We start from the raw sequence: 6,870 nt of genomic DNA on the forward strand, positions 1-6,870 counted from the left end.
TACCTGTACCCGTGATGCTATAACAACATTTCCATCTATGAGGGAAATGTATGACAATGGGTACTCAAAATATATTCCTGAATCTGGTGCTTTAAACGAAATAGAGCTTTTATTAAAAGGCAAAACTATTACCATTGTTTTAGGAACATGGTGCGGTGATAGCCGTGAACAATTACCCCATTTTCTAAAAACGACAGATGCATCGTCGCTTGATAAAAAAGACATAAATTTTATCTGTGTAGATAGAACAAAAAAAGCGGAAAATGGGTTATTAGAGAACTTAAATATAGATCGTGTACCAACCTTTATTATTTATGAGGATGAAAAAGAGCTCGGTCGGATTATTGAAAAACCAATTATAAGCATTGAAGAAGATTTGGCACTTATATTATCAAAAAACTAAATATGTCGATTACTTTAGAGAAGAGCTGGCTTAAAGAACTAGATGCCGAATTTGAAAAGAGCTATATGAAAGATCTAAAAACTTTCTTACAGCACGAAAAGCAAAAAGGCATCACAGTATACCCTAAGGGATCAGAGGTTTTTAAGGCATTAGATCATACCCCATTTGATAAAGTTAAGGTAGTGATTTTAGGGCAAGACCCTTATCATGGACAAGGACAGGCTCATGGCTTATCTTTTTCAGTTCAAAAAGGTGTTACAGTTCCTCCTTCTTTAAAGAACATATATAAAGAACTTGTTACTGATATTGAGGGATTTTCGACTCCTTCCCATGGCAATTTAACCAAATGGGCTGATGAAGGAGTTTTGTTGCTTAATGCTACTTTAACGGTGAGAGCCCACGAAGCAGGGTCTCATCAGGGTAAGGGTTGGGAAATATTTACCGACAAAATAATAAGTCAGCTATCTGAACATAGAAAGGGCCTAGTTTTCCTTTTATGGGGTAGATATGCCCAAAATAAATCGACATTAATTGATCAGACCAAACACACTATTTTGACGGCAGCCCATCCATCTCCTTTCTCGGCCTATAATGGATTTTTTGGGTGCAGGCATTTTTCTAAGGCCAATGCTATTTTAGAAAAACAAGGTCTTAGTGCAATTGACTGGCAAATTGTCTAAAAGAAATTAGTATTCCAAAGGAACGATTGGTTCCTTTTTGGTAGTAGACATGATCATCATTGTCTGAAAAGTTTTAACTACAGATATTTTACTGATCTTATCCATAATTAAACGTTCATAAGCCTTAATGTCATTAACGTAAACCTTAAGTAAGAAATCGGCTTGTCCAGTAACGTGGTGACATTCTGTAATTTCTTTAATCTGATTTACCTCATCCAAAAAGATCTGTATGGTATTATTTTTATGAAAATCAAGTTGAACCTGAATAAAAGTTTTAATGCCTAAACCTAACTTCTCTTCGTCAACAAGGGCATGGTAGCTTTTGATAAATCCTGACATCTCTAATTTACGTACCCTTTCCAATGTAGGAGCTGGAGAAAGTCCTATCTCCTGAGATAACAATAAATTAGTTATCCTTCCATTTTCCTGTAGTAATTTAAGAATTTTAAAATCAGTTTTATCTAGTTCTGCTGCCATTAGTTTTATTAATATTATGCAAAGGTAGAATAAGAATGCGTTACATGCCAAATTTTATTCTAAAAATGTTACAATTATTTACAGTTTATTTCTTAATATTTTTTTAGATTTGTCTAAACTTATAGTTAGGCAACCATAAATGCAATCATTCACAGAGGAGAACTATCTTAAAATCATTTATCACCTTTCGCTTAATACTGAAAGCGCGGTACAAACCAACGCTATAGCCGAAAGAATACAGACTAAAGCGGCTTCGGTTACCGACATGATAAAGAAATTAGCAGACAAAAAGCTAGTTGATTATAAAAAATATCAGGGTGTAAAACTCACAGAATCAGGTAAAAATGCAGCAATTAACATTGTAAGAAGACACCGGCTATGGGAGGTATTTCTTGTAGAGAAACTGAATTTTAAGTGGGATGAGGTTCATGATATAGCCGAAGAGTTAGAGCATATTAAATCACCCGAGCTTATTGAACGTTTAGATGAATTCCTCGCTTTCCCTAAAAATGACCCCCATGGCGATCCTATACCAGATAAAAACGGAAAGCTTGATAATACAGTATTTATAAAATTATCAAAACTCAAGACCGGAGACAAAGGCCTGATTATGGGAGTTAGTGAACATTCATCAGTCTTTTTACAGCATCTCGAGAAAGTAGGTCTCACACTAGGTAAACAAATAAGAATTACAGAAATCACTGATTTTGATGGTTCTGTAGAGCTTAGTATAGAAAACAAACAGATTAATGTAAGCCGGGAAGTGGCAAAACACATCCTCATTAAAATATAATATGAACAAACCTGAAACCACCACAAAAAACTCCGGCTCATTAAGTGAAGTGCATCAAAGTGTTGACACCAGCAAAAGAAYTGGCTGGCGACGCATCCTTTCTTTTATCGGCCCTGCGTACCTGGTAAGTGTTGGCTATATGGATCCGGGAAATTGGGCCACAGACATTGCCGGCGGTAGTAAATTTGGCTATCAGCTCATCTGGATCCTGCTAATGTCTAACCTCATTGCATTGCTTCTGCAATCGCTTAGCGCCCGTTTGGGTATTGTAAGAGGCCTTGATCTTGCGCAAGCCTCAAGAAACGGGTATCCAAAATGGGTAAACATTCCGCTTTTTGGCCTGGCACAAACTGCAATTATAGCTTGTGACCTTGCTGAGATTATAGGTATGGCAATTGGTTTAAACTTATTATTTGGCTTGCCCTTAATATGGGGAATTAGCTTAACCATTTTTGATACTGTACTCCTACTTTTCTTGTTGAACAAAGGAATGCGCAAAATGGAGGCCTTTATTGTTTCAATGGTTTTCATAGTAGGCGTTTCATTTTTAGTAGAAATGTTTATAGTAGAACCATCCCTAAAGGAAATTGCAAGAGGTTTTGAGCCAACTATGCTATCAGGAGAGGCATTATATATCGCAATTGGCATTATTGGTGCAACTGTGATGCCACACAACCTCTATCTGCACTCATCGCTGGTTCAAACCAGAAAATTTGAAAGAGACAATAAAGGAATCAAAGAAGCCATCAAGTTTAATTTCATTGATACAGCCGTAGCTTTAAACCTTGCATTCTTTGTAAATGCAGCCATTTTAATCCTTGCAGCCGCTGCATTCTATAAAAATGGGTTACATGAGGTTGCGGAAATTCAAGACGCTCACAAACTGCTTCAAAACATCTTCGGCAATGTTGCTCCAGCTCTTTTTGCTATTGCACTAATCGCTGCAGGGCAAAGTTCTACCGTAACCGGTACCTTAGCCGGGCAAATTGTAATGGAAGGCCACTTAAAGCTTCGTATAGAGCCATGGTTACGCCGATTAATTACCCGATTGCTGGCAATTATACCAGCTTTTTTTACTATATTATGGTTTGGCAATGATGCTTTAGGTGGTTTATTAATTTTAAGTCAGGTCGTATTAAGTCTTCAACTCGGCTTTGCCGTAATCCCACTGATCCATTTCACATCAGACAAGCGTACGATGAAAGGATTCGCCATCAAAACGTGGGTAAAAATTCTAGCTTGGGGAAGCTCCATCGTTATTGTTTCCTTAAATGTTAAACTCGTTGTAGAAGAAATTAAAACCTGGGGTGCTGATGGCGGTTGGTATGTTTATGCTATAATAGTTCCATTAGCTATACTTATTGGATTGCTTTTGTTATACGTTTTCATATACCCTTTGATCAGCAAAATTAAGCGTGAGCAAAATGTAACTCCGCATGGCAGTGCACTTAATATTGATGAGGTTGAAAAAATACACTACAAAAGAATCGGTATTACTGTTGATTTTTCCAAGAACGATAGAAACACAATAAGACATGCTTTAATCCAAGGTGGCAAACAGGCCAACTATCATTTAATTCACGTAGTTGAAACAGCTGTAGCCCGCTACCATGGCGAATCGGCACTTGATTATGAAACACAAAGTGACACAGAAAATCTGGAAAAGTACCGTATTAATCTGGCGGAACTTGGATACAAAGCCACCGTCCATATTGGCTACGGAGGAACAGTAAAAGCAATCGTAGATATTACTAATGAAAGCAACCTTGAACTGCTTGTTATGGGTGCCCATGGACATAAAGGCTTAAAGGATCTGATACTTGGAACTACAGTGAATTCTGTACGTCATAAAGTGACTATTCCAGTGCTTATTGTGAGATAAAATTGAGATATTAGCGGATTCTTATGAAGAACGATATCCAGATTAAAAATAAAAGAGCCTATTTTGATTACCACATTATTGAAAAATATAATGCAGGAATTGCTTTATTAGGCACAGAAATAAAAGCCATCAGACAGGGTAAGGCCAATATGTCTGATGCATTTTGCATGTTTATAGGCAATACACTATACGTAAGAAACCTACACATTTCAGAATACAGTCATAGTTCATTTCATCACCACGATATTAAACGCGACAGGGCACTGCTTTTACAAAAAAAAGAAATCAAAAAGCTTAAAGTAAAAGGAGAAGAAAAAGGCTACACTATTGTCCCACTGCGTATTTTCACCAATGAAAGAGGTTTTGCTAAGATAGAGATCGCATTGGCCCAGGGTAAAAAAGAATTTGACAAGAGAGACAGTATTAAAGACAGGGAATCGAAAAGAGAAATGGACAGGGCTATGAAATTCTAACAGCCCTGCAAAAAAATTACCAGGCCTGATCTCCAACCAGGGGTACAAACCTAAAGGTATCCAATTCTATCCTTTCATAATCGGTTTCACTAACTCGAATTACAGTTACCATTTTTTGGGAGTGCTCATCACCTACCGGAATTACTAAAATACCACCTACTTTAAGTTGTTTAAGTAATATCTCTGGCACGAAGGGTGCCCCCGCTGTTACAATGATTTTATGATAGGGTGCATGATCAGCAATCCCTTTTGATCCATCTCCAAAAAAGAAATGAGCATTGTATCCCATACCGGGTAAAACCCTTATGGTATGCCTGTATATGCTTTCCTGACGCTCAATAGTATACACATTTGCTCCGAGTTCCATTAAAATACACGTCTGATAGCCGGATCCGGTACCAATCTCAAGAACCTTGTCGCCCTTTTTTATGTGCAATAATTCGCTTTGATACGCAACGGTGTAAGGTTGCGAAATAGTTTGTCCATCTCCTATTGGAAAAGCGATGTCTTTATATGCCTGATTCCAGAAAGTTTCATCAAAAAAGAAATGACGAGGGACCTTACCTATAGCTCTCAATACCCTCTTATCAGTAATACCTCTTGCTTCAAGGTGCTCTACTAATTTCTTTCTCGCTCCCTTTTCTCTGTAATTGTCAACAAACTTATACGCCATAGCACCCCAAAATTAGCCTTTTCAAATCTAATAAATTGAATTATTTAGCTCTAAAAAGTTAAAAAAAGGCTAATGCGCACAAAATCAATCCCAATAAAACTAGTATGGATCAACATCCACCTGAATGTTTACTGCGCGATACTCCTTTTCTGATTGAAATTGAATAATGGTATCTTTCAATATCGACTTCACCTTTTGTATCGAAGTATTTTTATCGCTCTTAATGATTACTTGTTTGATGTAGTAATTCCTCACGCGTGACACTAATGGTTGTTCCGGGCCCAACACTCTCCCACCTAACTGACCTTTAAGAATGTTTGCAAACTTCTGCGAAGCCACATTTAAAAGATCAGCATCTTTGTGCTTTATATTAATAAAGATGAGCCTTGTAAACGGTGGGTAGTTAAACTGCTTCCGTTCTGCAAGTTCCTCATTATACATTTCCAGGTATTTATTATCAATAACCTGATTAATGATTCTATGATTATCATCATAAGCCTGTATAATAACTTTGCCCTGCTTATCCCTTCTGCCTGCTCTACCCGCAACCTGAGCCAACAACTGGTAACTTCTTTCAAAAGCCCTGAAATCAGGATAATTCAAAAGTGTATCTGCATTAATTACTCCAATTAAAGTCACATTATCAAAATCCAATCCTTTAGCAACCATTTGTGTACCGATCAAGATATCTGTCTTTTTCTCTTGAAAATCAGAAATGATCTGTTGCAGTCCATTTTTAGTACGTGTGCTATCTACATCCAATCTTGAGATTTTAGCTTCAGGAAAAATCAAACTCAGTTCTTCTTCCACCCTTTCAGTGCCAAATCCTTTCTGTTCAATGTGAACAGACCCGCAAGCCGGACAAATGTTAATGCTACTTTGGTGATAACCGCAATAATGACAATGCAATTTCCCACTTGTTTTGTGATAAGTTAAACTCACATCACAATTCACACACTTAGGTGCATAGCCGCAAGTACCACAAATTAAAATAGTGGCGTACCCCCGTCTATTTTGAAATAGGATTACCTGTTCCTTATTTTCCAACGTAAAAGCAATTTCATCAATCAGCTTAGTTGAAAAATAAGAAACCATTTTCTTACGTTTGGTCTCTTCAGAGATACTGATCACTTCCTGCAAAGGCAGATCAACACCACCAAATCTTTCGGTAATTGTTACAAGACCATACTTTCCGCTAACTGCATTGTAATAGCTTTCAATAGATGGCGTAGCAGACCCAAGCACAATTTTGGCCTGATGAAGATGTGCCAGGTAAACCGCAGCATCCCTAGCCTGATATCTTGGCGATGGATCATGCTGCTTATAAGAAGACTCATGTTCTTCATCAACCACAATTAATCTCAGTTCTTTAAAAGGCAGAAATACCGCGGAACGAGCGCCCAGAACCACCCGATATTTGCCATTTAATACCTTATTCCAAATTTCAACCCGCTCGTTGTTATTGAATTTAGAATGGTAAACACCAATA

At 37.5% G+C, this 6,870-nt stretch carries 8 protein-coding genes; 5 read left to right on the plus strand and 3 right to left on the minus strand.

All coding sequences use genetic code 11. The features are described 5' to 3' along the window. Both AC1DG9_RS20650 and ung read left to right on the plus strand, forming a co-directional pair. Window positions 1-403 (plus strand): thioredoxin family protein (locus tag AC1DG9_RS20650; RefSeq protein ID WP_477635162.1); only part of this gene is annotated, 403 nt, incomplete at its 5' end. Between the two features lie 2 nt (window positions 404-405). Then, window positions 406-1,083: a uracil-DNA glycosylase gene (gene ung / locus AC1DG9_RS20655; RefSeq protein ID WP_288879027.1), complete on the plus strand. Its 678-nt coding sequence runs from the start codon at window positions 406-408 to the stop codon at window positions 1,081-1,083. A 6-nt stretch (window positions 1,084-1,089) separates the two neighbouring features. On the opposite strand, the gene AC1DG9_RS20660 is transcribed toward ung, so the two are convergent. Beyond that, window positions 1,090-1,560: an Lrp/AsnC family transcriptional regulator gene (locus tag AC1DG9_RS20660; protein WP_048906633.1), complete on the minus strand. Its 471-nt coding sequence runs from the start codon at window positions 1,558-1,560 to the stop codon at window positions 1,090-1,092. 139 nt (window positions 1,561-1,699) lie between these two features. Between AC1DG9_RS20660 and AC1DG9_RS20665 the strand changes: the two genes are divergently transcribed. Genes AC1DG9_RS20665 through smpB form a run of 3 tightly spaced genes read left to right on the plus strand, consistent with a single transcriptional unit; the run spans window position 1,700 to window position 4,708 of the window. Next, a complete protein-coding gene (locus AC1DG9_RS20665; RefSeq protein ID WP_288879026.1) occupies window positions 1,700-2,353 on the plus strand; it encodes a metal-dependent transcriptional regulator in 654 nt (217 codons plus the stop codon). 1 nt (window position 2,354) lies between these two features. Next, window positions 2,355-4,235, plus strand: coding sequence for an Nramp family divalent metal transporter (locus AC1DG9_RS20670; RefSeq protein ID WP_477635163.1), 1,881 nt, complete (start codon window positions 2,355-2,357; stop codon window positions 4,233-4,235). Window positions 4,236-4,258: 23 nt separating this feature from the next. Then, on the plus strand, window positions 4,259-4,708 hold the full coding sequence (smpB, locus tag AC1DG9_RS20675) for an SsrA-binding protein SmpB (protein ID WP_172659839.1): 450 nt from the start codon (window positions 4,259-4,261) through the stop codon (window positions 4,706-4,708). Between the two features lie 16 nt (window positions 4,709-4,724). Here the strand turns inward: smpB and AC1DG9_RS20680 are convergent, their stop codons facing one another. Beyond that, complete coding sequence (locus tag AC1DG9_RS20680) at window positions 4,725-5,381, minus strand: protein-L-isoaspartate(D-aspartate) O-methyltransferase (protein WP_172659838.1); 657 nt, start codon at window positions 5,379-5,381, stop codon at window positions 4,725-4,727. 99 nt (window positions 5,382-5,480) lie between these two features. Then, a partial coding sequence (gene priA / locus AC1DG9_RS20685; RefSeq protein ID WP_477635164.1) for a replication restart helicase PriA occupies window positions 5,481-6,870 on the minus strand: 1,390 nt, incomplete at its 5' end.

This window comes from Pedobacter sp. 05L430 (assembly GCF_056397585.1).

Excerpts from the sequence above, each read along its gene's own strand:
- AC1DG9_RS20680 (WP_172659838.1), bottom strand. The coding sequence starts at position 5,381 with ATGGCGTATAAGTTTGTTGACAATTACAGAGAAAAGGGAGCGAGAAAG.
- smpB (WP_172659839.1), top strand. The coding sequence starts at position 4,259 with ATGAAGAACGATATCCAGATTAAAAATAAAAGAGCCTATTTTGATTAC.
- AC1DG9_RS20660 (WP_048906633.1), bottom strand. The coding sequence starts at position 1,560 with ATGGCAGCAGAACTAGATAAAACTGATTTTAAAATTCTTAAATTACTA.
- ung (WP_288879027.1), top strand. The coding sequence starts at position 406 with ATGTCGATTACTTTAGAGAAGAGCTGGCTTAAAGAACTAGATGCCGAA.
- AC1DG9_RS20665 (WP_288879026.1), top strand. The coding sequence starts at position 1,700 with ATGCAATCATTCACAGAGGAGAACTATCTTAAAATCATTTATCACCTT.